The following is a 21,309-nucleotide window of genomic DNA, read 5'->3' as shown; positions in this document are numbered from 1 at the left end:
GGTCAGGCGCTGTGGCTGAACCGGTCCGAGCCGACCGCGAGATCGGGGTGCTCCACGGTCAGGGCCACCGCCACCGCGTCCTCTAGGGACAGCGTCGCCCCCTCGGCATACGCGGCGTCGAACACCACGTCCCCGAGGACCGCCCGGGCCACGGCCTGCTGCTCGTGCCAGTACGGGCCGAACGGCCCGGCCGCCAGCCGCAGCCGGGCCCGGGCCGCCTGTGCCGCCGCGAACAGCCGGGCCGCGGTCAGCGGTTCGCCGCCGGTCAGGCAGCGCACCGCGACCGCGTTGAGCGCCTCGCTGACCTGCGCGTGGAAGCCGAACCCCATCCGGGACCGCAGCGCGGCCATGAGGTGGTCGTGCGCCGCGACGACGTCGCCGCGCCGGAGGGCCGCCAGGCCCAGGAGCAGGTCGACGGTACGCTGGCCGCGCTCGGCCGGCCGGGAGGCCTCCAGCGGCCGGGCCCCGGCCAGCAGGTCGGCGGCCTCGTCGAGGGCGCCGCGGCGCAGCAGGATGCGGGCCAGGGTGTACACGGCCGCGACCGCGTCGCCCGGTACGCCCTCCCGGCGGGCCCACGCGGTCACCTCGCGGCAGACCTGCTCGGCCTCGTCGAGGCGCCCCATCCCGGCCAGCGGCGCTCCGCGCCCGCCCAGTACCCGCGCCAGCAGGCCGGCGTCACCGCAGCCGCGCGCCATCGCCTCCGCCCGCTGGGAGAAGCGCAGCTGTTCGACGTACTCGCCGGCGGCGCCGGCCTGCAGGGCGTGGGATTGGTACGCGGCCGCCCACTCCGCCTCGGTGAGCTGCTCGCCGGTTGCCCTGATCCGCTCGTAGAGCCGGAACAGCCACATCCGGCTCTCGCTGGCGAGCCCCCGCTCCCGCCACCACTGGTCCAGGGAGGTCGCGACCGCCAGGCCCTCGCGGGCCAGGCCCCGCGTCACCGTCCAGCGCAGCGCCCCCCGCACCTCGTCGGCCAGCGGGTCGATCGAGTACAACGACAGCGTGACCGGCCGGCCGTTGGGGTCGACGTGGGCGCCGCGGACCTGCCGCAGGCACCACCCGACATGCCGGTCACGGACCACCTCCTCCTCGCCGGTGTCGCGCAGCGCGCGGGCGGCGTACGCCCGGACCGGGGCCAGCAGCCGGTAGGTCGCCGCGTCCGGTTGCTGCTCGACCTGTACCAGCGACTTGTCGACGAGTGTGGCCAGCGGGTCGAGCGGGTCGCCACCGCCGAGCCACTCGACGGCGGGCAGCGCCACCGGCCCGGCGAACACCGACATCCGGCGCAGCAGCCGCGCGGCCGGCCGGTCGAGCGTGCGGTACGACCACTCCAGGGTGGCCTGCATCGTGCGGTGCCTGCCGCCGCCGGACGGCCAGCCGCCGCGGCCGGCGTCGAGGACGCCGAGTACGTCCTCGATGCGGGCGGCGAGCTGGCCGGTGGAGAGCACCCGCAGCCGGGCGGCGGCCAGTTCCAGCGCCAGCGGCAGCCCGGACAGCGCGGTCACCACCCGGTCCAGATGGCCGGCCTCCTCGCCGCTCAGTGGCTGCCCGCCGCGGGTGGCGGCCGCCCGGTCGAGCAGCAACGCCATGGCGTCGCTCGGGCCACCGTCGGCGGCCGGGCAGGTGGACAGCGGTGGGACCCGCCAGACGACCTCCCCCGGCAGGCCGAGCGGTTCGCGACTGGTGGCCAGTACCCGCGCACCGGGACCGCTGCCGACCAGCCGCGCCACCAGCGGGGCGACGGCGGCCAGGTGCGCCTCGCAGGTGTCGAGCACCAGCAACAGGCGGCGGGCGGCGACGTGGTCGGCGATGGTCCGCGCGACCGGGCGCCCGGGCTCCGGCCGCAGTCCCAGCGCCGCGGCGACGGCGACCGCGACGACGTCCGGACCGGTGGCCTCGGCGGTGCCGGTCCCGGCGGCGCCGGTCTCGGCGAGGTCGACGAACCAGATCCCGTCGGGGTACGAGCTGACGAGGTCGTGTGCCACCTCGACGGCGAGCCGGGTCTTGCCGGCGCCGCCGGTCCCCACCACGGTGACCAGGCGGTGGTCGTCCAGCAGTTCGCGCAGCCGCTGCCGTTCGGCGACCCGGCCCACGAACGAGGTGGTCGGGGCCGGCAGGTTGTGCGGGGACCGGTCGAGGGTGCGCGGGCGCGGGAAGTCCCGGTCGAGGCCGGGGGCCACCAACTGGAACAGCCGTTCCCGGCCGTCGAAGCCGCGCAGCGGGTGCAGTCCGAGATCGGCGAGCGTGACGCCGGTGGGCAGGTGGCCGGCCGCCGCCGCGGTCGCCGCCGAGCACAGCACCTGGCCGCCGTGCGCGGCCGCCGCCACCCGGGCCGCCCGGTGCACCTCGGGACTGGCGTACTCCCCCGCCACCGGCTCGGCGTGCCCGGTGTGCAGCCCCATCCGTACCATCGGGCGGGCCTGCGGGTCGCGCCACCCGTGGGTGGCCAGCGCGCGCTGCGCGGCGGCGCACGCCGTGAGCGCGGCGGCCGCGTCGGCGAACGCGACGAACAGCGAGTCGCCCTCGGTGAACAGCTCCACACCGTCGCCAGTGGACAGTGCGCGCCGGAGCACCCCCCGGTGTTCCATCAGTACCGATCGGTAGTCCGCACCGAGCATCTGGGCCAACCGGGTCGAGCCCTCGATGTCGGTGAACAGAAAGGTCACCAGCCTGTTCGGCAGGCGCATCCGTGCCGACACGCGTGAACCTCCGCCCTGCCAGTCCGCACTCATGCTGCCGCACGCCCCGCCGCGCGCACATCATAGAAACGGCCCAGCGCGGCCCACCCGGGTTGCAACGTTGATCTATCCGAGCAGGCCAGTGGGCGCAGGGGTGTTCGGCTGAGGTGACGCCGGGAGGATGAAAGGACCGCCACCGGATGGATGAACATCACTACTGGCGGGTACGCCGCCGGTCAGCAGCCGCAGGCTCCTCCGCAGCACCCACCCGACGCGGCGGGCTGGCCGGGGCGGCCGGTCACGGCGACAGTGGACAGAAGCTTGACGGTGTCGTCATGGCCGCCGGGGCAGCGCGCCGGTTCACCCGACTCGCGCATCGGCCGGTTGACCTCGAATGTGGAGCCACAACGACGGCAGCGGTACTCGTAACGGGGCATGTCACCAGGTTACCTACCAAGACCGAGACGGTTCCGGAGTACGACCGGACCCACCGGATGGGCCATACTCGACGGCGTGGGACAGGGGGACGGGGTGGCCGAACCGATGACGCTGCGACCGGCGGCACCGACCGAGGTGACCGATCCCCCGGCCGCGGCTGACGGTACCGGCGATGTCATCGAGGCCACCGGCGGGCCGGCCCGGCGCTCCGGCCACCGCTGGGCGCGACCGGCGATCCGACTCGGTGCGCTGGCATCCCGGCTCGGCGCGGGTGCGCGCGCCGCGGGGCGGGCGGCGGTCGGCTGGTCGCGGCGGCGGTACGGCCGGGTCGTCGCCCACGGACTCGTCATCTTCGCGGTGCTCGGCGCGTCACTGGCGGCCGGCGCGTACGTCGTACCGGTGTGGCCCACCTCGACCCAGCGCGCCTTCGCCACGCTCGCCCCGGCCGCCGACGGCGTGCCCGGCGGCGGCTCCGACCTGCCCGGAGTGGACCCGAGCGGGGGCGCCGGCGCCGGCCCGGGTACCCCCACCCGCGCGCCCGACGCCGTGACCAAGCCGTCCGACCTCGCCGCCTGGGCCAGGCCGCTGGCGACCCGGCTCGGCATCCCGCAGGTGGCGATGCAGGCGTACGGGTACGCGGAACTGGCCACCGCGATCAGCCAGCCGACCTGCCAGCTGCGGTGGACGACGCTCGCCGGTATCGGCAAGGTCGAGTCCGCGCACGGCCAGCACAAGACGACCCTGGCCGCCGACGGCACCGCGCTCCCGCCGATCCTCGGCGACCCGCTCGACGGCCAGGGCGGCCGCATGGCGATCCACGACACCGACAACGGGCGGCTCGACGGCGACCGGATCTGGGACCGTGCCGTCGGCCCGATGCAGTTCATCCCCTCCACCTGGGCGTCCTACCAGGCCGACGCCGACGGTGACGGCGTCGCCGACATCAACAACATCAACGACGCGGCCCTGACCGCGGCCCGCTACCTGTGCGCCGGCAACCGCAACCTGTCGGTCGCGGGTGACTGGTGGGCGGCGATCATGTCGTACAACGCGGTCCAGGCGTACGTGCAGGACGTGTTCGCCGCCGCGAACGACTACGGCGTACGCAGTCGCTGATCCGACACGGATGGGATCCAATCCTCGCTCAGCCCTTCCGTCCCGGCCCGAAGCTGGGCAAGCTATGAGCCGTGCAGGTGCGCGAGTGGGATCCGGCTGCCGCTCCCGCCGAGGAGATAGCGGGGGTGCTGCGCACCCTGAACATGATCATCGCCACCGACATGCCCGAGGATCCGCCCTGGCGGACCGACTCCTTCCGGGAGTACCTGGCGGTGACCATGCCCGACGAGCGCCGCGTCTGCTGGATCGCCGTCGACGGCGACGACCTTCTCGGGTACGCCACCATCCTGCTCGTCGGTGACATCGCCGTCCTGGAACTGCTCGTCCGCCCGGACGCGCGCCGGTCCGGTGTCGGCACCGCGCTGCTGGCCGCCGCCGCGCGGCGCGCCCGGGCGGAGGGGTACGACGCGCTCGGCGTGGAGGTCGTGGGCGGCACGCCCGCCCCGGGCTTCTTCGAGGCCCTGGGGTTCCGGTGCGCGTTCGTGGAGATGCGCAACGTGCTCGACCTGTCCACCGTCGACTGGGACCAGCTCGGCACCCTGGCCGAGGGGGTCGGCTCCGGCTACCGGATCGAGTACTACCCCGGCGGGCCGCCCGAGCCGATCCTGGACGAGTACGCCGGGGCCAAGGCGACCATGCGGCTGGACCCGTCCTACGACCTGGACCTGCGGCCCAGCTCGTATGACAGCGACCGGCTGCGGGCGAGCCTGGCCACACTGCACGCGCGCGGCCTGAAACCGCACGTCGTACTTGCCGTCCACGAGCAGTCCGGCGCCGTGGCGGGGCTGACCGAGGTCGTGGTCCCGGCACAGCGGCCCACCCGGGCCGACCAGTACGACACGGTCGTGGTGCGCAGCCATCGGGGGTACGGGCTGGGCCGCGCCCTGAAGGCACGGATGCTGACCGAGTTGCGGGCCGCCGAACCCCAGTTGCTCGACGTGCAGACCTGGAACGCGGTGGGGGCCGACGCCCTCCTCCGGATCAACGACGAGCTGGGGTTCAAGCCCGACCGCGAGTGGCGGGAGTACGAGGCCGACGTCGACGAGGTGCTGCGCCACCTGGACCAGGTCGCCTAGCGACCCCGGCGAGACCGCCCAGGCGCGTCGGCCCGCCCCGCTCAGGCGCCGACCGTCTCCCGCCGCCGCACCCGGGGCATGACCTCCTTGGCGTACAGGTCGATCAGCTCGCGGTAGTGCGGACCGATGCCCGCCACGTACACCTCGTCGTAGCCGGCCTGCTGGTACTTCTCGATCATCGCCAGGTGCCGGGCCGGGTCGGGGCCGAGCGCGAACAACTCCTTGAGCATCTCGGGCTGGACCAGACTGCTCGCCTGCTCGGTGTGGCGCGGCGACGGCAGCACCTGGTTCAGCTCACCGGGCACCGCTTCGCTCCGCCACTTCTGATGCGCCAGCCGCATGGCCTCGTCCTCACTGGACGCGTAGCAGGCCTTGAAGCCGCCCTGGACGGGCTTGTCGCCGCCGCCGCTCTCCCGGAACCGGCGTACCTTCTCGGCGTCGGGCATCACGCACATGAAGCCGTCGCCGATGCGGGCGGCGAGCTCGATCGACTTCTTCCCGAACCCCGAGACGTAGATCTTGGGTGGCTGTTCCGGCAGCGTGTAGATCCTGGCCTGCTCGACCTGGTAGTGCTCGCCGTAGTGGTTGACGAACCTGCCGCTCCACAGCTCCCGGATCACCTCGACGGCCTCTTCCAGCATGTCGAGGCGTATGCCAGCCGACGGCCAGGGGTCGCCGAGGATGTGCTCGTTGAGGTACTCGCCGCTGCCGACACCGAGGACGAACCTGCCGCCGGTCAGCACGCCGCTGGTCGCCGCCGCCTGCGCGATGATCGCGGGGTGGATCCGGACGGTCGGCGCGGTGACGGCCGTGGTGATCGGCAGCGAGCAGACCTGGCTGAGCGCGCCGATCATCGACCAGACGAACGCGGACTGGCCCTGCTCCTCCAGCCACGGGTGGAAGTGGTCGGAGATCCACAGGGCCTCGAAGCCCGCCTGCTCGGCCGCCTTGGCCTGCTCGATCAACTCAGCGGGTGCGTACTCTTCGCATGACAGGAAGTATCCGAGTCTCATACGACTCGGATACCCCCTGCCGCCGTATCGACACGACCGGGCCTTCAGCACCCGGGGCGGAGCGACCGGGTCGCTCAGTAGTCCTGGCGGAGCAGTCGCGCGGCCTCGACCGCCCAGTACGTGAGGATGATCTGCGCGCCGGCGCGCCGGATCGAGGTGAGCTGCTCCAGGATGACCCGCTCGCGGTCGATCCAGCCGTTCGCGGCGGCCGCCTCGACCATCGCGTACTCCCCCGACACCTGGTAGGCGGCGACCGGCACGTCGACGTTCGCGGCGACCGCGGAGACCACGTCGAGGTACGGCAGCGCCGGCTTGACCATCACCATGTCGGCGCCCTCGGCGAGGTCGAGGGCGACCTCGCGCATCGCCTCGCGCAGGTTGGCCGGGTCCTGCTGGTAGGTCTTGCGGTCGCCCTGCAGCGTCGACTCGACGGCGTCCCGGAACGGGCCGAAGAACGCCGAGGCGTACTTGGCCGCGTACGCCAGCACCGCGGTGTCGGTGTGGCCGGCCTCGTCGAGCGCCTCGCGGATCACGCCGATCTGGCCGTCCATCATCCCGGACGGGCCGAGCACGTGCGCGCCGGCCTCGGCCTGCGCGAGCGCCATCTCGGCGTACCGGGCCAGGGTGGCGTCGTTGTCCACCGAGCCGTCCGGCCGGAGCACCCCGCAGTGCCCGTGCGAGGTGAACTCGTCCAGGCACAGGTCGCTCATCACCACGGTGGCGTCGCCGACCTCGCTGACCACGTCGCGGAGGGCGGCGTTGAGGATGCCGTTCGGGTCGGTGCCGGCCGAGCCGATCTCGTCGCGGGTGGTCGGGATACCGAAGAGCATGATCCCGCCGATGCCGGCCTGTACCGCCTCGACGGCGGCCTTGCGCAGCGAGTCACGGGAGTGCTGGACCACGCCGGGCATCGAGGTGATCGGCCTCGGCTCGGTCAGCCCCTCGTGCACGAACATCGGCAGGACGAGTTCGGCCGGGGCGGGCCGGGTCTCCGAGACGAGCCGGCGGATGGCGGGGGTACGGCGCAGGCGCCGCGGGCGAATCGTGGGAAACATGACTCCTCCACAATCTTCGACACTGAGACCGGCTACAACCGGTCTCAGTGTCCAAGATCCATCGAAAAACGTCAGCGGTAGCGTAGCGCGGTCGGGCCCTGGACCTTGGATCCGCGGCGCTGCTTGGCCGGCATGGCCGCCAGCTTCTCGCGCAGCTCCACCGCGTACGCGGCGAGCGCCTCCACCAGGTCGGGAACACTCGCGTGCTGCGGCTGCACGTCCACGCGCAGGCCGAACTCGGTCGCCGTCTCCGACGTCTTCGGTCCGATCACCGCGACAACGGTGCGGGCGTGCGGCTTGCCGGCGATACCGACCAGGTTGCGCACCGTCGACGACGACGTGAACAGCACCGCGTCGAAGCCACCCGACTTGATCGCGTCGCGGATCTCGGCCGGCGGCGGCGCGGCGCGCACGGTCCGGTACGCCGTGACGTCGTCGACCTCCCAGCCCAGCTCGGTCAGGCCGGCCGCGAGCGTCTCGGTGGCGATGTCGGCGCGCGGCAGCAGGATCCGCCCGACCGGGTCGAGCACCTCGTCGTGCGGCGAGAACTCGGCCAGCAGCCCCTCGGAGGACTGCTCACCCGACGGGATCAGCTCCGGCTGCACGCCGAACGCGCGGACCGCGTCGGCGGTCGGCTCGCCGATACAGGCGATCTTCACGCCGCCGAAGTGGCGCGCGTCCAGCCCGTGCTCGGCGAACTTCTCCCACACCGCGCGGACGGCGTTGGTGGAGGTGAAGACGACCCAGGCGTACCGGCCGTCGACCAGGCCCTTGATCGCCCGCTCCATCTGCGCCGGGGTACGCGGCGGCTCGACCGCGATCGTCGGCACCTCGCACGGGATCGCCCCGTACGCCCGCAGCCGCGCGCTCATCGCGCCGGCCTGCTCCTTGGTGCGCGGGACGAGCACCTTCCACCCGTACAGCGGGCGGTTCTCCCACCAGCCCAGCTTGTCGCGGTGGGTGACGCTCTCACCGAGGCTGACCACGACCCGGCCGGTGAACCCGATCACGGCGGTGACCATGTTGTCCACCGAGGACGACGTCGTGTACTGGGTGTCGCCGGTGCCCTCGCCGGTCACCGCGACCGGGGTGCCCGGGTCGACGCCGGCGGCGAGCAGGCCGTCCCGCACCGTGGCGAGATCGCCCGCGTCCACCGCGAGTGCCACGGACGAGCCCCTGGCCAGGGCCGACGCGAGCGGCTCGAAGTCGAGCGTGTGTACGTCGTCGACGTCGACGACGGTACGCACGCCGGGCAGCGGCACGCCGGCGTAGGTGGCGACACCCGCCGCGGTCCCGATGCCGGGTACGACCTCGAACGGCACGTTGGTGCGGGCGACCGCCTGCACCTCCTTGACCACCGACTCGTGCCCCAGCGGGTCACCACCGACGAGATGGACGGCCGTCAGCCCGGAGCGGGCCGCCGACAACAGCACCTTGGCCACGTCGCCGGACGCACCCTCGGCCGGGGAGAACTCCGTCTCCGGGGCGGCGTCCGCCCGGATCGCGGCGAGCATCGGCTCGGACACGTGCCGGTCGTACACGATGTGGTCGGCGGTCGTCAGGGCGTCGTGGGCACGGCGGGTGAGCAGTCCGGGGTCACCCGGGCCGGCACCCACGAACACGATGCGGCCTGCGGTCTTACGGGTACGGGTCATGCTGTACTCCCCAGTACAGAGTCAGCGCCTTCGGCGAGCAGGTCGGCGGCGAGCAGCCGGCCGACCTGGTCCGCCTCGGCGAGCGTTCCGGTGCGGGACAGCCGGACGTCGAATCGACCGTCCGGGCTGAACACCGCACCGCGCAGGTAGATCTCGGGGCCTTGGTCGCCTTCGGCGACCTCGGCCAGAGCGGCGACCGGTGCGGAGCAACCGGCCTCCAGTTCCGCGAGCAGGGCACGCTCGGCGGTCACCGCGGCACGGGTGCCCGCGTCGTCGAGCGCGGCGAGCAGCTCGATGAGCTCGCCGTCGTCGTCCCGGCACTCCACCGCCAGCGCACCCTGGGCGGGGGCGGGCAGCATGAGCATCGGGTCGAGGATCTCGGTCACCTCGGCCGCCCGGCCGAGACGGGCCAGGCCGGCGCGCGCCAGGACGATTCCGTCCAGCTCGCCCTGGGCGACCTTACGCAACCGAGTGTCAACATTACCTCGGATTGGGACGCATTCCAGATTTCTCCCGAGAGCGGAGATTTGGGCGATCCGGCGGAGCGCGCCGGTACCCAGCCGGGCGCCGGCGGGAAGCTCCGCCAGCGTCAGCCCGTCCCGGGCGACCAGCGCGTCGCGGGGATCCTCCCGCGGCGGGACGGCGGCGACGCACAAGCCCTCCGGGGCCGCGGTCGGCAGATCCTTGTAGGAGTGCACCGCGAAGTCGATCTCCTTGGCGACGAGCGCGTCACGCAGTGCGCTGACGAACACGCCGACCCCGAGGCGGGCCACCGGCGCGCTGGACCGGTCACCGGCGGTCACGATCTCCACCAGCTCGACCTCGCGGCCGGTCTTCGCCCGGACGGCGTCGGCGACCATGCCGGACTGCGCGACCGCGAGCGCGCTCCCCCGGGTGCCGAGCCTCAGCTTCCCGTACACGTCACTCACGACTCCTCCGGCCCTGTGACGGCGACCTCGGAGGCGGCCACAGGATCGATGTCCTGCGGAATCTCCAGGTCGAACAGTGCCCGCAGGGCGAGGGCGTATGCCTCCCCGCCCGGTTCCGCGGCGAGTTGGCGCACCCGGACCGACGGCAGGTGCAGCAATCGCTGCACCACCCGGTGGATCGCGTGCGCCACGTCGTCGCGCTGATCGTCGGTGAGGTCCGGCCGGCGCTGCCGCAGCCGGCGCAGCTCGGCCGCCACGACCTCGTCGGCGCGGGCCCGCAGGGCGGCCACTGTGGGCGCCACGTCGGAGCTGCGCTGCCAGGTACGGAACGTCTCCACCTCGTCGTCGACGATCGTCTCGGCGGCGCGCACGTCGGTGTCGGCCGGCAGCCCCAGGCCCTGCCCTTCCGGCAGGGCCACGTCACCGGCGACGCCCATGACGTCGGCAGTCTCACCGGCCCGGTCCCCGGCGGCGAGGCCCAGGCGTTCGAGGTCGACCAGGATCACGCCGGGCAGGTCCCCGACACCGGCGGCCACGTCGCGCGGCACGGCCAGGTCCAGGACGAGTAGCGGCCGGTCGGTGGCCGAACCGGCGCGCCGGGCGGCGACCAGCAGGTCGGTGGTGAGCACCGGTTCGGGCGAGGCGGTCGCGCAGACCACCAGATCGACCCGGGCAAGCGTCGCGACGAGGTCGTCGAACGACACCGCCTCGGCCTCGTAGTTGCCCGCCAGCCGCTGTGCCCGCGCGGCACCCCGGTTGGCGACGTACAACTGACCGGCGCCGGCCCGGCGCAGCGTGGCCAGCGCGAGCGCACCCATCGCACCCGCACCGATGACCAGCGCGTCCGCGGGCGCGTCCGGCGGGAAGGTCTCGGTCGGCGTGCCGTACAGCCTCGACAGGCCCAGGTTCAGCGCCGCGGTGACCACGCTCTGGCCGGCCCGGTCGATACCGGTCTCGGCATGGGCGCGCTTGCCGACCCGCAGGGCCTGCTGGATCAGCTCGTGCAGCAGCCGGCCGGCGGTGCCGTACTCCGTTGCGACCGCGTACGCGTCGCGCAGCTGCCCGAGGATCTGCGCCTCGCCGACGACCATGGAGTCCAGGCCGGCGGCCACCCGGAAGGCATGCCGGACGGCGTCGACCTCGTAGCTGACGTACAGGTGGGGGGCCAGGTCCGCGACTGAGCAGCCGGCCCGCTCGGCGAGTACCGCGCCGATGTCGGCGAGGCCGCCGTGGAAGGCCGAGACCGAGGCGTACACCTCGACCCGGTTGCAGGTGGACAGCACGAGGGCCTCGCCCACGAACTCCTGGGCGAGCAGACGGTTGAGCAGCTGGGGGGTCTGGTCAGGCGTCACCGCGAGCCGCTCCAGCAGGGCAACCCCGGCGGTGCGGTGCGAAACGCCGACGACGAGCAGGTTCACGTAGCGAGCGCCTCCCCATCAAGGGCTGGACGGATCTTCACCCTCCCGTTGGGCGCGGGCGGGGGCAGCGTGGTCAGTGCCGACTTGCGGTGTTCGTGGAACGACAGGATCTGCAGCTCGATCGCGAGATCGACCTTTCGCACGTCGACCCCGTCGGGGACGGTCAGCACGCACGGCGCGAAGTTGAGGATGCTGGTGACGCCGGCGGCGACCAGCCGGTCGGTGACCCACTGGGCGGCCTCGGCCGGGGTGGCGATGACAGCGATGGAGATCCCCTCCGTCGCCACCACCTCCGGCAGCCGGGAGATGTCCTGCACCACCAGTCCGTTGATCTGCTCACCGATCCGCCCGGGGTCGGCGTCGAAGAGCGCGGCGATCCGGAACCCGCGGGTGCCGAACCCGCCGTAGCCGGCGAGGGCGTGACCGAGATTACCGACGCCGACCAGGGCGACGGCCCGCCGCTGGGTCAGCCCGAGGACGTGCTCGATCTGCTCGATGAGCAGCGTCACGTCGTAGCCGACCCCGCGGGTGCCGTACGAGCCCAGGTGGGAGAGGTCCTTGCGCAGCTTGGCCGAGTTGACCCCGGCGGCGGCCGCGAGGCCCTCGCTGGAGACCGTGTCGAAACCGGTCTCCGCGAGGTGGTGCAGGGCGCGGAGATACTCCGGCAGCCGGGCGACAGTGGCCTCGGGAAGGTCCGGAAAGACAGCCCCGTCGGATACACCGGCGGCTTGCCCGTTGCGCTGCTGGCTCATCTGACTCCGAGACGTCGAACGTTACTGGGAACCCCTCGTGCTCAGCCACAGGACGGCTGTGCTATTCAGGCTCGACGTCGTAACAGAGTAGGCGTTTGTGAACGCCTGCACAAACTCACGATCTTGAAGAAGCAGGTGGTCAGCGCCCACCCGTCACGCATCACAGCTCGAGATATGCCCCCGCGACACGGTGTGCCATTCATTCTGGACCTGCCGCGTGACGGGCGGACGCCGACCCCGATTATTGCGCAATTCGGACGTACTGGGATAAGACGCGCCGAGGGTACGTACGCTCCAGGTCGGTACCCGCGCGTCACGGCGAACGGCGCACCTCGCCGCCGGTGGTAGGGCTAGCCTCACCCCGAAGACGCCAGCCGGCGGGATGGGGATGAGCGGGCCCGGTGCCTAGCGTTTCCAGCATGACGAGGACGGATATGACGGCGGCGGACGACCCGGCGGACGCGACGACATCGGACAGGGTGGCGGCGGACACGGTGACGCGGGACAGGACGACGCCGTACGGGGCGGCGACCGGTGCGCCGTACGCGTACCCCACGCCGCCCGCGCTCGCCGAGCCGCCCCTGCGGCGGCTGACCCGCCGGCTCGGGGGCGACTCGGTGTACCTGCTCACCGGCTTTCCGCTGGCCCTGATCAGCTTCGTCGTCCTGGTCGTCGGGCTCTCGGTCGGTCTGGGGACGCTGGTCACGGTGGTGGGCATCCCGGTCCTCGTCGCCACCCTGTTCGCGGCCCGCGGCTTCGCCGAGCTGGAACGCTGGCGGATCTCACGGGTACTCGACGAGCCGCACGTCCGCGGTCGGTACAAGCGCCCGGCCCCCGGGGCGGGATGGTGGCGGCGGCTGTTCACGTCGCTGTCCGACGCCCAGTCCTGGCTCGATCTGCTGCACGGCCTGATCGTGTTCGTCGTGGCGACCGTCACGTGGTCGGTCGCGATCACCTGGTGGGCCGGTGCGATCACCGGCGTCCTCTACCCCGCCTACGACTGGGCGCTTCCGCACCCGCCCGGGAACACCGACCTGTCCGAACTCCTCGGCATGGGCGACGGCGCCTCGGCGCGGATCGTGCTGTACACCGCCATCGGCATCTTCTTCCTGTTCACGCTGCCGCTGGTGAGCCGGCTGTGCGCACTGTCCCAGGCGTACCTGGGCAAGGCGCTGCTGACCGGCGTGACGGAACTGCGGGTCAGGATCAGCGGCCTGGAGGAGGCCAACGCCGCCGCCGAGGCGGCCCGGGACACCGCCCGGTCGCAGCGCGCCGCCGCCGTGTCGGCCGAGGCCACGGCGCTACGCCGGCTCGAGCGGGACATCCACGACGGACCACAGCAGCGCCTGGTACGGCTGGCGATGGATCTCGGTCGCGCCCAGCACCAGCTCGACACCGACCCGCAGGCCGCCCGCCAGACGGTTGCCGAGGCGCTGATGCAGACCCGCGAGACGCTCGACGAACTCCGTGCGCTGTCGCGCGGCATCGCCCCGCCGATCCTGGTCGACCGGGGCCTGGCCGCCGCCGTCGCGGCGCTGGCCGGCCGCTCGACCGTGCCGGTCGACCTGGAGGTACCCGACCCCGGACGGCTGGACGCGGCGGTCGAGTCGACGGCGTACTTCGTCCTGGCCGAGGCGTTGACCAACGTCGCCAAGCACAGCGGGGCCGACGAGTGCCAGGTGACGGTGCGCCGCGAGGGCGACCGGCTGGTCGTCGCCGTCACCGACAACGGCGTCGGCGGCGCCGCGCTGGCGAAGGGGCACGGGCTGGCCGGCCTGGCCGACCGGGTACACGCGGTGGGCGGCGAGCTGACCGTCACCAGCCCGTCCGGCGGCCCGACCACCGTCCGCGCCATGCTGCCTGCGCCCCTGACGACGGGAGATCTGTGAACGACACCCATCGGACCGCCGCCGGCGACCCGCCGCGCGGCGGTCTGCGGATCGTCATCGCCGACGACGCCGTGCTGCTGCGCGAGGGCCTGGTACGCCTGCTCGCCGAGAACGGCCACCACGTGGTCGCCGCGGTCGGGGACGGGCCGGCGCTGGTCGAGGCGGTGACGCGGCACCGCCCGGACGTGTCGATCGTCGACGTCCGGATGCCGCCCAGCCACACCGACGAGGGGCTGCGGGCGGCGGTGGAGGTGCGTGACCGGCTGCCCGGCGCGCCGGTGCTGGTGCTGAGCCAGTACGTCGAGGTGTCGTACGCCCAGGACCTGCTGGCCGACCGGCACGGTGCGGTCGGGTACCTGCTCAAGGACCGGGTGGCGGAGGTCAGCGAGTTCCTCGACGCCCTCGAGCGGGTGGCCCGCGGCGCCACCGTGCTCGACCCGGAGGTCGTCGCCCAGCTGCTGGTACGGCGCCGGCGCGACGACCCGCTGCGCACGCTCACCCCGCGCGAGCGCGAGGTGCTGGCGTTGATGGCCGAGGGCCGCTCCAACAACGCCATCGCCCGCCGGCTCGTGGTCAGCGAGGGCGCGGTGGAGAAGCACGTCCGCAACGTGTTCGCCAAGCTCGACCTGGCCCCCGACGACGAGCAGCACCGCCGGGTCCTCGCGGTGCTGGCCTACCTGCGGGCCTGACCGGCCGGCCTACCTGAGGGCCTGACCGGCCGGCCTACCTGAGGGCCTGGTCGCCGACCGCCGTGCGGGCCAGCGCGACCGCCTCGACGAGGGTGGCCGCCACCGGCACTCCGACCCCGGCCAGCCGGTCGGGGTGGGTGAAGCCGCCGCCGTAGAGCACACACGCCGCCCCGACGGCCGCCGCGGCGTGCGCGTCGTCGGCGGAGTCGCCGATCAGCACGGCGTCGCCGGCCGGCACGCCGACCGCGTCCAGGTGCGCGACCAGGTGTTCGGCCTTGTGCCCGCCAGCGACGACGCCGGGGCGCAGCCCGTCGATGCGCTCGAACACGGTGTGCAGCCCGCGCCGGGTCACCTCGGGGACGAGCTCCTCGTGGAACCACATCGACAGCAGGGACTGGGTACCCGGCCAGGCGCGCATCGCGTCCTCCGCGTCGGCCGCGAGCGCGCAGTCGAGCAGCCCCTCCCGGTAGAAGTCGTGGTAGACCCGGTCGAGCTGGATGAACTCGTCCTGGGACACCGACCGGCCGAGCACGTGGCCGTAGTAGTCGGCGATGGGCCGGCGGAAGTCGCGCCGGTGGTCGTCAGCGGTGATCTCCGGGCCGCCCATGCCGGCGAGCGAGACGTTGGTCGCCGCGACCACGAGGGTCAGGTCATCGAGCAGGGTGCCGTTCCAGTCCCAGACAAGATGTGCCACGCGGCAACCCTAGCGTCCCAGGTCGCGCAGCAGGCGCTGCTCCTCGACCCGCCAGTACCCGTGCTCCTTGCCGTCGAGCATCACGACCGGGATCCGGTCGCCGTACTCGGCTTCCAGCTCCCGGTTGCCGGAGATGTCGACCTCGTGCCACGACTCACCGCTCGCGGCGGCGACCCGCGCCATCGCCTCCTTCGCGACGTCGCACAGATGGCAGCCGGCCCTGGTCAACAACGTGAGTCGAACAGGCTTCTCCGAGGTCACCCGAGCTCACCCTTCCGCACCTTGCCGGTCGCCGACTTGGGCAGGTCGGCGACGAACTCGACCGCCGTGGGGCACTTGAACCGGGCCAGGTTCGCCTCGCAGTACCCGATCAGCTCCTCGGCGGTGACGCCGGTGTCCGGCCGGCGCACGACGTAGGCCTTCACCGTCTGCTGGGTGTACGGGTGCGCGACCCCGACCACGGCCGACTCGACGACCGCGGGGTGGCTGTCGAGCACCAGCTCCACCTCGTGCGGGTACACGTTGAACCCGCTGACGATGATCAGGTCACCGACCCGGTCGACCAGGAACAGGTCGCCGTCGGCGTCGGCGTACGCGACGTCGGCGGTCGACCACCAGCCGTCGGCGTCCGGGCCGCCGTGCGCGTCGGGCCAGTACCCGGAGAACAGGTTGGGGCCGCGGACCACGATCACGCCGGGGTCGGTGCCGGGGCTGCCCGGCGAGTCGTACTCGAGGTCGGTCTCGTCGTCGATCCCCTCGTCGTCGACGGCGCCGACCACGTTGCCGGCGGCGTCGACGAGCTTCACCTCGACGTCGGGCAGCGGGCGGCCGATCGAGCCGGCCTTCGGGTCCTTCTCCCCCAGCGTCGTGGTGAGCACGGGCGCGGTCTCGGTCAGCCCGTACCCCTCGTACACCGGCCGGCCGACGACCTCGGCGAACCGGCGCGCGGTCTCGACGTCCAGCGGGGCGGCGCCGGAGACCGCCACCCGGACGCCGGCGAACGCGGTCGCCAACTGCTCGCCCATGAGCGACCAGGCGACGTACATCGGCGGCACCCCGACGACGACCGTGACGCCGTGGCTGCGGATCCGGTCGAGGGTGTCGGCGGGATCGAAGCGCTCCACGAGCACCCCGCACGCGCCGTGGTAGGCGATGGCTCCCAGGCCGGTGTTGAGCCCGTACGAGTGGAACAGCGGCAGGGTGAGCAGCACCACGTCAGCGGCGCCCATCGGCTTCGGATCGATGGTGGCGAGCTGGGCATGGTTGGCCACCAGCGCCCGGTGCGACAACATCGCGCCCTTGGGCATGCCGGACGTACCGGAGGTGTAGAGCAGCACGGCGATGTCCTCACCGCCGGCGAGCGCCTCGACTCCGGCCGGGGGCGCGGCCAGGAGATCGGCGAAGGGCCGTGCGGCCACGGACCCGGTCGTGGGCTCCGCTCCGGACTCTCCGCCCAGGGTGTACGCGTGCCGCAGCGCCGGTGTGGCATGCGTCGCCACGGCCGCGAGGACGGCCGGCGTGCCGATGATGACCTCGGCGGCCGTGTCACCCAGCACGTACGCCAGCTCGCGGGCGGTGTACCCGGGGTTGACCGGCACCGCCACCAGGCCGGCGCGTAGCGCCCCGAAGTAGCTGGCGGCGAACTCCGGGACGTTCGGCAGCGCGATCGCCACCCGCGGTGCGGCGCTCGCCGCCGCCCCGGTCTCCGCCGCCGCCCCCGTCTCCGCCGGCGACCCGGTCTCCGCCGGCGCCCCCGTCTCCGCCGGCGACCCGGCCCGCACCGCTCCGCTCAGGGCCGCCGCGACCGCGTCGACCTGCGCGTCCAGTTCACCCCAGGTGATCACCCGGTCGTGCCAACGCAGCGCCGGGCGATCGGCACCCAGGGCGGCGGCGCGACGGACCAGATCGGCCACGTTTCGTACGTCCTGCACGACCGCTGACCCTATCGCGCCGAACCTCCCCGGATCACCGTCCGGGCGACACGCCGGACGGCAGATAAGTAATCAGGAGACACCCGAATAGGTGACCTGGGCGTGCCTTAACGGACATCAATGAGTACGACAGAGTCGATCTTTAGCGCAATTACTCATAAATACGACACGTTTAAGCGCCATGACGCACACGGTGTGCGACGGAGGGTCTCGGTGATCGGGAAATACTCATGCCCCGTGTAACCAAGCGCCCACAGCCGGGTGACGACACCCCAACAGTCACCCCAGCCAAGATCATCCCTTTTAACGTTTGGTACCCCTCACCCCCCGAGGAGGCCGCAGTGCCCTGTTTCGCACCGCATCAGCGCTTCTCGGGCGTGGACCGCAGCGCCACCCGCGCCACGCCCACGCCCCACCCAGGGTCGACCGCCCGGCGGTCCGGCCGGTCGGGTGGTGCCGTGGTCGACATCGACAGGCGTGCGAGTGCCACGGTCAGCCCAGCTCTGACCGCCGAGGAGATCGCGTGAGCGGGTACACACTCGGCAGCGCCTCCGACGTCGTCGCGGCACGCCACGCCCTCAGCGATGGACTGAGCACGATCCGCGAAGTGATGACCACGGCGATCCGGCGGGACAGCGGCCTGCCGCACACCCGGCACCGCCCGCACGTCACCGAGTCGCACAGCGTCCGGCACGTACCCGGGCCGAACGCCCGGCCGGTCGACGGCCGCGTGGCGCCACCCGGCCGCGTCTCCCCCGAAGGCCACCCGGAGCCGCCCCCGTCCGGTACGCCGGCCGGCAGCATCGCGATCGACGAGCCCGCGACCGGCGGCGAACCGAAGCCGGACAGCGAACCCCGTACCGGCGGTGACGGCGGCCCGCCGCCCGGCTACCCCGACCGCCCGGAACCCACGGACGCCGCGGCGGCCGTCTGGAGACTGGTCGAGCGGGCCCAGGCCGGCGACGCCGAGGCGTTCGGGCTCATTTACGACCGGTACTTCGACACCGTCTTCCGGTTCGTGTACTTCCGGGTCGGCAACCGGCAGCTCGCCGAGGACCTGACCGCGGACACGTTCCTACGGGCGCTCAAGCGCATCGGCAGCTTCACCTGGCAGGGTCGCGATCTCGGCGCCTGGCTGGTCACGATCGCCCGCAACCTGGTCGCCGACCACTTCAAGTCCGGCCGGTACCGGCTGGAGATCACCACCGGCGACGTCCTCGACGCCGAGCGCGCCGAGAGCGGCCCGGAAGGCAGCCCGGAGAGCGCCGTCGTCGACCACATCACCAACGTCGCCCTGCTCACCGCGGTCAAACAGCTCAACCCGGAGCAGCAGGAGTGCATCGTGCTGCGCTTCCTGCAGGGCTTCTCGGTGGCGGAGACCGCGCAGGCGATGGGCAAGAACGAGGGTGCGATCAAGGCGCTCCAGTACCGCGCGGTCCGCACCCTGGCCCGGCTGCTGCCCGACGGCTTCCAGCCCTGACGGGTCTGCCGTACCGGTACCGCTGAAATATTCGGCAGATCACGTTTGAGGTGACCGTAACCACGGCCACCATGACGGCGTTGGAGGGAGTATGACCGGTGGCCGGGCGCCCGCCGGTCCCGGTGGCGACCCACGCTGCCCCGTCGCGCCACACCATCGTGACGAGCGAAGGGAGGTGCTCGCGGTGAAGCCGTCGATCTTCCACCGCCGGAGCGCCGAACGCTTCGCGCAGCTGCTCGACGAGGCCGGTGACGCCCATCGCCACCACGCCCGTCCCGACGTCGAGCCGGACCTGACCGACCTCGTCAAGGTCGGTGACCGGTTGGGCGGCATCGACGTCGACGTACCGGTCGATCCCGAGTTCCGGGCCGGACTGCGCGCCATGTTGATGGCGACGATCGAACGGGAGGGCATCGGGGCGACCGCGGTCGAACCCGAACCGCCCGCGCCGATCCGCCGACCGGTCGCCACCGGCACGAGACTCGCCTGGATGCCGGTACGCAGCCGGCGTGCCCGGGGCGCCGTCGTGGTCGGCCTCGCCGTCGGCACGCTCGCCGTCTCCGGCATGTCCCTCGCGAGCGGCGACGCCAAGCCCGGCGACCCGCTGTACGGGATGAAGCGCTCCGCCGAACGCGCCCAACTGGCCCTGTCCGGCTCGCAGTCCGGTCGTGGCCAGCTCTACCTCGAGTTCGCGAAGACCCGGCTCAACGAGGTCGCCGCGGGCCGGGGCGACGCTCTCGCCATCCTCGACGACATGGACAGCGAGACCCGCGAGGGGGTACGGCTGCTCACCACCGCGGCCGTCGACCGGCAGGACCCGACGGCCCTGGACGTGGTCGACGCCTTCGTGTCCAACCAGCGTCACACGATCGCCGGCCTGCTCGACACCGTCAGCGGCGATGCGCGTACCCGCACCATCGGCTCGCTGCGCCTGCTCGACGAGGTCCAGACGCGCGTCGGCGGCCTGCGCAGCGGCTTCGCCTGCGGTGCCGGCACGAACGCGACCACCGACGAGCTCGGCCCGGTACCGGGCCGGTGCGCCCCGGTCACGCCGTCACCGGTTCGGACCGGCACGGCGCCCGACAGCGGCGCGGTGACACCCGGCAACACCGCACCGCTGTCGGAGGGCGGCTCCAGCGCCGGCGGCTCCAGCAGCGGCTCCAGCAGCGGCGCTACCACCGGCACCACGCCGGCCACGGATACCGGGGCGAGTACGGCAACGTTTCCGGTGACGCCCACCACCCCCTCGGCCGCACCGTTGCAGGACGCCGGCGCCGACAACTCTCTCCTGGGTCGGATCGGTCGGCTGCTCGGCCTGGGCTGACCCGTCCGGACACCGTCTGCCCGGCGCCCGGACGGTGTCCGTTGCCGGCGGCTCACGCGCGCGTCTACGTTTGTTCGCCGGTTGTGGGCCCGCATTCGGCCCACGACCTGGTATCTGCCAGATACCCTCACAAAGGCGGCCGAACGGCCGGCCTGATGCAACAGGGGGGCGACAGCATGGCGAGCCGGATCCCGATCCGCCGCAGATCACGTGCCGCTACCGCGTCGACGAAGGTGGTCGACCCGGTAGCGGGCTGGGCGGCGGCAGAGGTCGAGGCAGCGCTCGCCATCCCGACGGACCCCACCGCCGCGGCCTTCTTCGACGTGGACAACACGATGATGCAGGGCGCCTCCATCTACTACCTGGCCCGCGGCCTGGCCGCCCGCAAGTACTTCACCACGGGCGACCTGGTGCGCTTCGGCCTGCAGCAGCTCCGGTTCCGGCTACTGGCCTCGGAGAACGCCGGTGACGTGTCGGCGGCCCGGGACGCTGCGCTGGCCTTCGTGGCCGACTGGCGGGTAGACGACCTGGAACGGCTCAGCGAGGAGATCTTCGACGAGCTGATGGCGGAGCGCATCTGGGCCGGTACCCGGGCGCTCGCCCAACTGCACCTCGACGCGGGCCAGCGGGTCTGGCTGGTCACCGCGGCCCCGGTCGAGCTGGGTCGGGTCATCGCCAAGCGGCTGGGCCTGACCGGCGCGATCGGCACCGTCGCCGAGGTCCGCGACGGCCGTTACACCGGGCGTCTGGTGGGCGACCTCATGCACGGCCCGGCCAAGGCCCAGGCGATCAACGCCCTCGCCGAGGTGGAGGGTCTGGACCTGGCGCGCTGCTCGGCCTACAGCGACTCGGTCAACGACATTCCCATGCTGTCCACGGTCGGGCACGCGGTCGCCGTCAACCCCGACTCGGCGCTGCACAGCGAGGCCCGCCGCCGCGGTTGGGAGATCCGCGACTTCCGCACCGGGCGCAAGGCCGCCAAGGTCGCCGTGCCGACCGCCATGGGTACGGCGCTCGCCGCCGGTGCCCTCGTGGCCGGTGTCGCGCTCGCCCGCCGCCGCCGAGGCAGCCACGAGCACCGCTTCTCGATCGCCCATTTCCGGCGCTGAGCGCCGGACGGGCGGCTCAGCCGGCGCTGAGCGCCGGACGGGCGATTCAGCCGGCGCTGAGCGCCG

Annotated in this window: 18 protein-coding genes and 1 pseudogene; 7 read left to right on the top strand and 12 right to left on the bottom strand. The window is 72.9% G+C overall.

All coding sequences use genetic code 11. The annotated features are described in order from the left end of the window. Positions 1-2: 2 nt before the first annotated feature. Together ACNTMW_RS27015 and ACNTMW_RS27010 are read right to left on the bottom strand one after the other, a co-directional pair. The gene (locus tag ACNTMW_RS27015; RefSeq protein WP_426636647.1) at positions 3-2,696 is read right to left on the bottom strand and encodes an ATP-binding protein; all 2,694 of its coding nucleotides are present in this window, start codon (positions 2,694-2,696) and stop codon (positions 3-5) included. Between the two features lie 215 nt (positions 2,697-2,911). Beyond that, positions 2,912-3,112 carry an FmdB family zinc ribbon protein gene (locus tag ACNTMW_RS27010; protein WP_426636646.1) on the bottom strand — a complete coding sequence of 67 codons (201 nt, stop codon included), beginning with the start codon at positions 3,110-3,112 and terminating at the stop codon, positions 2,912-2,914. A 76-nt stretch (positions 3,113-3,188) separates the two neighbouring features. Here ACNTMW_RS27010 and ACNTMW_RS27005 point away from each other — a divergent pair, with 76 nt between their 5' ends. After that, on the top strand, positions 3,189-4,229 hold the full coding sequence (locus ACNTMW_RS27005) for a lytic transglycosylase domain-containing protein (RefSeq protein ID WP_426636645.1): 1,041 nt from the start codon (positions 3,189-3,191) through the stop codon (positions 4,227-4,229). A 71-nt stretch (positions 4,230-4,300) separates the two neighbouring features. Further along, the gene (locus tag ACNTMW_RS27000; RefSeq protein WP_426636644.1) at positions 4,301-5,305 is read left to right on the top strand and encodes a GNAT family N-acetyltransferase; all 1,005 of its coding nucleotides are present in this window, start codon (positions 4,301-4,303) and stop codon (positions 5,303-5,305) included. Between the two features lie 41 nt (positions 5,306-5,346). Here the strand turns inward: ACNTMW_RS27000 and ACNTMW_RS26995 are convergent, their stop codons facing one another. From ACNTMW_RS26995 to ACNTMW_RS26970, 6 genes are all read right to left on the bottom strand, one after another. Next, positions 5,347-6,318 (bottom strand): TIGR03557 family F420-dependent LLM class oxidoreductase, encoded by a 972-nt coding sequence (locus ACNTMW_RS26995; protein ID WP_426636643.1) that lies wholly within the window; start codon positions 6,316-6,318, stop codon positions 5,347-5,349. A 74-nt stretch (positions 6,319-6,392) separates the two neighbouring features. After that, positions 6,393-7,373, bottom strand: a complete 981-nt coding sequence (gene hemB, locus ACNTMW_RS26990; RefSeq protein ID WP_426636642.1) for a porphobilinogen synthase — start codon at positions 7,371-7,373, stop codon at positions 6,393-6,395. A 71-nt stretch (positions 7,374-7,444) separates the two neighbouring features. Continuing rightward, positions 7,445-9,028, bottom strand: a complete 1,584-nt coding sequence (locus tag ACNTMW_RS26985) for a bifunctional uroporphyrinogen-III C-methyltransferase/uroporphyrinogen-III synthase (RefSeq protein ID WP_426636641.1) — start codon at positions 9,026-9,028, stop codon at positions 7,445-7,447. After that, entirely contained in the window at positions 9,025-9,948 is a 924-nt protein-coding gene (hemC, locus tag ACNTMW_RS26980) for a hydroxymethylbilane synthase (RefSeq protein WP_426636663.1), read from the bottom strand. The genes ACNTMW_RS26985 and hemC overlap by 4 nt, the downstream gene beginning before the upstream one ends. Before the next feature lie 5 nt (positions 9,949-9,953). Then, positions 9,954-11,375, bottom strand: a complete 1,422-nt coding sequence (locus ACNTMW_RS26975; protein ID WP_426636640.1) for a glutamyl-tRNA reductase — start codon at positions 11,373-11,375, stop codon at positions 9,954-9,956. After that, positions 11,372-12,127, bottom strand: coding sequence for a redox-sensing transcriptional repressor Rex (locus ACNTMW_RS26970; RefSeq protein ID WP_426636639.1), 756 nt, complete (start codon positions 12,125-12,127; stop codon positions 11,372-11,374). Before ACNTMW_RS26970 ends, ACNTMW_RS26975 begins: the two co-directional genes overlap by 4 nt. 419 nt (positions 12,128-12,546) lie before the next feature. Here ACNTMW_RS26970 and ACNTMW_RS26965 point away from each other — a divergent pair, with 419 nt between their 5' ends. Both ACNTMW_RS26965 and ACNTMW_RS26960 read left to right on the top strand, forming a co-directional pair. Next, positions 12,547-14,016 (top strand): sensor histidine kinase, encoded by a 1,470-nt coding sequence (locus ACNTMW_RS26965; protein WP_426636638.1) that lies wholly within the window; start codon positions 12,547-12,549, stop codon positions 14,014-14,016. A 44-nt stretch (positions 14,017-14,060) separates the two neighbouring features. Next, on the top strand, positions 14,061-14,705 hold the full coding sequence (locus ACNTMW_RS26960; protein WP_426636662.1) for a response regulator: 645 nt from the start codon (positions 14,061-14,063) through the stop codon (positions 14,703-14,705). 34 nt (positions 14,706-14,739) lie between these two features. On the opposite strand, the gene ACNTMW_RS26955 is transcribed toward ACNTMW_RS26960, so the two are convergent. From ACNTMW_RS26955 to ACNTMW_RS26940, 4 genes are all read right to left on the bottom strand, one after another. After that, positions 14,740-15,399 carry an HAD family hydrolase gene (locus ACNTMW_RS26955; RefSeq protein ID WP_426636637.1) on the bottom strand — a complete coding sequence of 220 codons (660 nt, stop codon included), beginning with the start codon at positions 15,397-15,399 and terminating at the stop codon, positions 14,740-14,742. Positions 15,400-15,408: 9 nt separating this feature from the next. Beyond that, positions 15,409-15,660, bottom strand: a complete 252-nt coding sequence (locus ACNTMW_RS26950; RefSeq protein WP_426636636.1) for a glutaredoxin family protein — start codon at positions 15,658-15,660, stop codon at positions 15,409-15,411. Then, positions 15,657-17,330 (bottom strand): AMP-binding protein, encoded by a 1,674-nt coding sequence (locus ACNTMW_RS26945; RefSeq protein WP_426636635.1) that lies wholly within the window; start codon positions 17,328-17,330, stop codon positions 15,657-15,659. Before ACNTMW_RS26945 ends, ACNTMW_RS26950 begins: the two co-directional genes overlap by 4 nt. A gap of 361 nt (positions 17,331-17,691) precedes the next feature. Next, positions 17,692-17,820: a hypothetical protein gene (locus ACNTMW_RS26940; protein ID WP_426636634.1), complete on the bottom strand. Its 129-nt coding sequence runs from the start codon at positions 17,818-17,820 to the stop codon at positions 17,692-17,694. Between the two features lie 120 nt (positions 17,821-17,940). Here ACNTMW_RS26940 and ACNTMW_RS26935 point away from each other — a divergent pair, with 120 nt between their 5' ends. From ACNTMW_RS26935 to ACNTMW_RS26925, 3 genes and pseudogenes are all read left to right on the top strand, one after another. After that, positions 17,941-18,810 (top strand): ECF subfamily RNA polymerase sigma factor, BldN family, encoded by an 870-nt coding sequence (locus ACNTMW_RS26935; RefSeq protein WP_426636661.1) that lies wholly within the window; start codon positions 17,941-17,943, stop codon positions 18,808-18,810. A 184-nt stretch (positions 18,811-18,994) separates the two neighbouring features. Next, positions 18,995-19,849 (top strand): annotated as a pseudogene (locus tag ACNTMW_RS26930) (DUF5667 domain-containing protein); the annotation flags it as partial. A 461-nt stretch (positions 19,850-20,310) separates the two neighbouring features. After that, positions 20,311-21,243, top strand: a complete 933-nt coding sequence (locus tag ACNTMW_RS26925) for an HAD family hydrolase (RefSeq protein WP_426636633.1) — start codon at positions 20,311-20,313, stop codon at positions 21,241-21,243. The last annotated feature ends 66 nt before the right edge of the window (positions 21,244-21,309 follow it).

Origin of the sequence: Planosporangium spinosum, from assembly GCF_049999945.1 — a bacterium.
Lineage (GTDB): Bacteria > Actinomycetota > Actinomycetes > Mycobacteriales > Micromonosporaceae > Planosporangium > Planosporangium spinosum.
The sequence above is the reverse complement of the archived record's forward strand: the minus strand, read 5'-3'. Positions and strand labels throughout refer to the sequence as shown.

Coding starts and splice junctions, on each gene's coding strand:
- ACNTMW_RS27010 (WP_426636646.1), bottom strand. CDS start 3,112: ATGCCCCGTTACGAGTACCGCTGCCGTCGTTGTGGCTCCACATTCGAG.
- ACNTMW_RS26995 (WP_426636643.1), bottom strand. CDS start 6,318: ATGAGACTCGGATACTTCCTGTCATGCGAAGAGTACGCACCCGCTGAG.
- hemB (WP_426636642.1), bottom strand. CDS start 7,373: ATGTTTCCCACGATTCGCCCGCGGCGCCTGCGCCGTACCCCCGCCATC.
- ACNTMW_RS26985 (WP_426636641.1), bottom strand. CDS start 9,028: ATGACCCGTACCCGTAAGACCGCAGGCCGCATCGTGTTCGTGGGTGCC.
- ACNTMW_RS26970 (WP_426636639.1), bottom strand. CDS start 12,127: ATGAGCCAGCAGCGCAACGGGCAAGCCGCCGGTGTATCCGACGGGGCT.
- ACNTMW_RS26965 (WP_426636638.1), top strand. CDS start 12,547: ATGACGAGGACGGATATGACGGCGGCGGACGACCCGGCGGACGCGACG.
- ACNTMW_RS26935 (WP_426636661.1), top strand. CDS start 17,941: ATGACCACGGCGATCCGGCGGGACAGCGGCCTGCCGCACACCCGGCAC.
- ACNTMW_RS26925 (WP_426636633.1), top strand. CDS start 20,311: ATGGCGAGCCGGATCCCGATCCGCCGCAGATCACGTGCCGCTACCGCG.